At 42.3% G+C, this 3780-nt stretch carries 4 protein-coding genes; all 4 read right to left on the bottom strand.

The genetic code is table 11. The annotated features are described in order from the left end of the window. Positions 1–654: 654 nt before the first annotated feature. Complete coding sequence (locus DWY84_RS16980) at positions 655–1161, bottom strand: hypothetical protein (RefSeq protein ID WP_117567899.1); 507 nt, start codon at positions 1159–1161, stop codon at positions 655–657. A gap of 13 nt (positions 1162–1174) precedes the next feature. Next, complete coding sequence (locus tag DWY84_RS16975; protein ID WP_117567900.1) at positions 1175–1831, bottom strand: hypothetical protein; 657 nt, start codon at positions 1829–1831, stop codon at positions 1175–1177. A gap of 52 nt (positions 1832–1883) precedes the next feature. Continuing rightward, complete coding sequence (locus DWY84_RS16970; protein WP_117553274.1) at positions 1884–3284, bottom strand: repa; 1401 nt, start codon at positions 3282–3284, stop codon at positions 1884–1886. A 214-nt stretch (positions 3285–3498) separates the two neighbouring features. After that, the coding region (locus DWY84_RS16965; protein ID WP_118534470.1) for a hypothetical protein at positions 3499–3780 on the bottom strand (282 nt) is incomplete at its 5' end.

Below are 3780 nucleotides of genomic sequence, written 5' to 3'. Positions count from 1 at the left end.
GCACCTCGTATCTGTACTCAAACTGAATTTTATCCATTTCTTTTTTCATGCGTTTACCTCTCTTTCTTCGGTGCTGCCATCGTACATTATGAGCCTTTCGGCTCTCTAAAAAGGGGGATTGAAGGGGGGCTTGCCACCCTCACAAGTTCTAAAGTGGTAACACTTTAGGGAACTTGCAATATATCCACTACACATATTATAGTATAGTGGTAGCACTTCTGTCAAGCGGATATATTCGTGCGTATATTCTGCCAAGAATATAGTGGAGCTTACTTCCTCTTGGGCGACTTTGGAAGTGTAGGAGGAAGAAAGTCAAGGGCTTGTTTTTTATCTGCAGTATGAGCTTCAGCCTGCCGATCAGCGAGTACAGCAGATAAAAAATGGTCGCAGACCACCCTTTACTTTCTTCCTCCGGAACGGACAATACAGCACAGGGGAAGTAACGGAACGGACGGGCAGCCGTTTCCCTCTCCGGCATGATAGCCAACAAAAAAGAGTATCAAGGGTAAACACTGCGGTCTATGACCGCCCTTGACACTCTTTTTCTTATGACTCTCCCAGTAAACAAGGGAAAACGGCTTATTGTGGCATTTCTGCCCCTATGGTATAATATTCAGCGTTGTCGCACCCAATCTGGCTATTTGTTGCCAGATTCTATCTTCTTCTTTCCATTTTTTCCAGAATAGAAACTATTTTCTTGCTCAAATTCTTTCCCCATTCTGTGTATGTCGTTCTATGTTCATAAACAAGTGAAGCTTCATATCGCATATACTCCAGCACATTTTCATCACCATACTCAACTGGGGTAGGATAATCGAATGACACCCAACTTTGTCCAGATGTTGCTATTCTTTCACCATCAAGATATCTCTTTTCTTCATCCGATATAATTCCTTTATCACGAAGATAGCTTACAAATTCCTTATATTCATCCCTTGACATATGAGTCGGATCCCATTTGGAAGCAAGGTAATCATAATCATCATCTTCCAATTTTGGTGGTTGAGATACACTGTGTCCTATATATTGATCACCTTTTACTTTTTCTGCCTCCAATGCAATAGAATTTGAAAAAAGTCCATTTACTCCAGGTTCATTTACTTTTCCAATTCGACGATTATTCATCTGAAAGCATAAAGAATTATTTAAACTAACTTTCATAATATCTCCTTACCTATTGAGCATCTGAACTTGAAGAATTTAAATAAACATAACCTCCTGCTTCTAAAGATACAACATTTCCTGTTACGGATGTATAAGTAAATGTCCCCTTATACCCATTTCCATATTTTTGGGTTGTATTTTGAACTGGAAATACTAAATCAAATGTACGGGTCATTCCACTATAAGCTCCTCCTGAAGCAGTTACTCCACCATCTAATGACTTGAATTGATATCTCAATGGATGTTTATATGTATTATAACAATCCATTTCCATTCTCCATTTTACAACCTGATATCCTTGTTCATCAAAGCTATGAAGAAGTCTTTCTGTGGTTTCCGGCGACACCTCTAAAAAGTTATTTTGCCCCCAATCATTTCCGGAAATATTATGTTTTACATATATATTCGAATCATAATAATCTTCAGTATCTCCTGGCTTCTGATATACCGGATACACTCTTACACTTTTCACTTGAAATTTTTCTATTTGAGGAAGAAAAGCAGCTAAATTATTTGCATCTGCATTTTCTAAATTTCTTGGATTGTCATACACAACATCATTAGTAAAATTTTCTGTTGCTGGTATTTTCTTTTCACTCGCAAAGGCTGCAAAGCAAAATGTCAATGTGAATACTACAGAAAAAAATAATAATTTTACCGTTTTCATAATAATTTCCTCCCTAAAAATATTTTTTTATTATTATAGCACAATTTTCCATTTATTTCCACCACTTGTAAACGGTTGGCTTGCTCAACCCTGTCTCCCGGATACAGTCCGCTTTTTTTCCTGCCGGGTGGCTCTCCTGCCATTCTCTGACCGTCTGCTCCGCATTAGGTCTGCCAGCCCACTCATGATTTGGATAATCTATATCCTGTACAGCTCTTGCTCTTGCAAGATGCACTTCCTGCTTTCTATAATTCCGCTTATTGGCTGGTATCGTAACCTTGGTGTTATCCTCTATCCATTCCCGGCTTGCTATCGTTGACAGCCTTTTTCTGTCCCCTTTCAATGCCCGGAGAGCGTCTTTCACATCTGCCCGGCTAAAATGGTTGTCCTCGTCCTCAGTGAGACTCTCTAAATGCTCCAGGAACGCATAGGCGTCACGCCTTATCTTCTGCTCGGATATACCACACTTCAATCCATAAGAACATAACGCCATAATGGAAAAATACCGCCCTCCGGCTTTCACTTCCTCGGTTATCTTCCGTTTCCACCACTCATACAATGCTTCGTTACATACCCAGGTACCGCCCTGCTTCTTACTTTTCTGCTTCGGCTCTCCCTGCACAATCCTCTTTTCATACCACTCCGGATACAGCTCCTTTGCTTCTTCCAGCGTGACGGTGCTTTTCCTCCTCGGCTTCTCATACAGAGGGGCAAGGTCAACCTTACAGCTGGGTATGCTGGCTTTTATATCCTCCAGCGTGTAACGGTTCTCAGACAGCTTATAGGCTTTTACAGGAAAGTCTGCTCCCAGCTTCGACTGACTGCCCACACACCGAAACCCCTGATAGATTCCGGTTATATCCGGGCTGTCCGGACGGATGGAGCTGGTATCATTCCATAACCGCCGGATAAAGGCTTCTTTCAGCTCCGCAAGCACCTTTTCCCGGTTTCGATACAGCTGAACCGGCTCCTGCAAAAAATAGTAAAGATGTACACCTTTTCCGGAACTAACAAGATAGGTCGGACGGAGCTGCACACCATTCCCGAACTGCTTCAGCAGGTTCTTCAGCTGCTGTTTCCCTACATAGTCCACATCTATCACCATCGCAAACAGCTCATGGGCATTCTCCTTCGTATGTGTCTTTCCGTAAAAACTGATGGGTGGTATCAGCCCAAACCTGTCCCCTATGACCTTATCCAGCATTTTCAAACTGTCATCAATCACCCACTGCCGAGTTCTGCCTTTCCCAGACGGTCTAATCTGCGTTGCTATGATATTTCCTTTTCCGTCCTCCGGCTCCTGCTGGAGACTGCCAGCAGGAAACAGCTCCCGATAGAAACCATAAGGGCTTACCTCCAGGTATCCCCTCTCCAGCATAAGGGCTTCTTTCCCCCGGTAAGCAGACTTCCACTCATATCTTCTTTTGTCTCTGCGTCTCTGATATTTTGACATAGTCTCTTCCCCCTACTCCCTGTCGCCTTGACCGCTAATCTTATCAATACATTTTTTTACCTTTTTTTCGTCAAGTATAAATGAGTACCTTTTTGGTGTCAACTTTTATCCCCTACTCCCTGTCGCCTTGACCGCCAATCTTATCAATACATTTTTTTACCTTTTTTTATATACTAAATCAAGAAGCCGTTACGGCTTCCTGATTATTCATTTACTAAGCCAAAAATAGATAATAAATCAGCAATATCAGTGTCACGATATTACAGCCCATCCCTGCCCAAAACAGGTATAGCTTCAAGCCCTCATATCTGAAAAAGCCGTTTTTGCTTTCCTCCAGCTCCCGAACTTTCTGCTTCATTACGCTTGTAAGTGTATCAGACTGCTTCTCAAGGGCTTTTGTTGCCCTCTGTACAGCCTCTATATTCGCCTGTAATGCCTTTCTAACCTCTTGGACGGTACTTTCTCTAACCTCATCTCTCAGGCTCCCAATTTCGGC

This window comes from Clostridium sp. AF27-2AA (assembly GCF_003478505.1).
In the GTDB taxonomy this organism is placed as follows: domain Bacteria; phylum Bacillota; class Clostridia; order Lachnospirales; family Lachnospiraceae; genus Brotaphodocola.
Note: the sequence above shows the minus strand (reverse complement) of the source record. Positions and strands in the feature narration are given on the sequence as shown.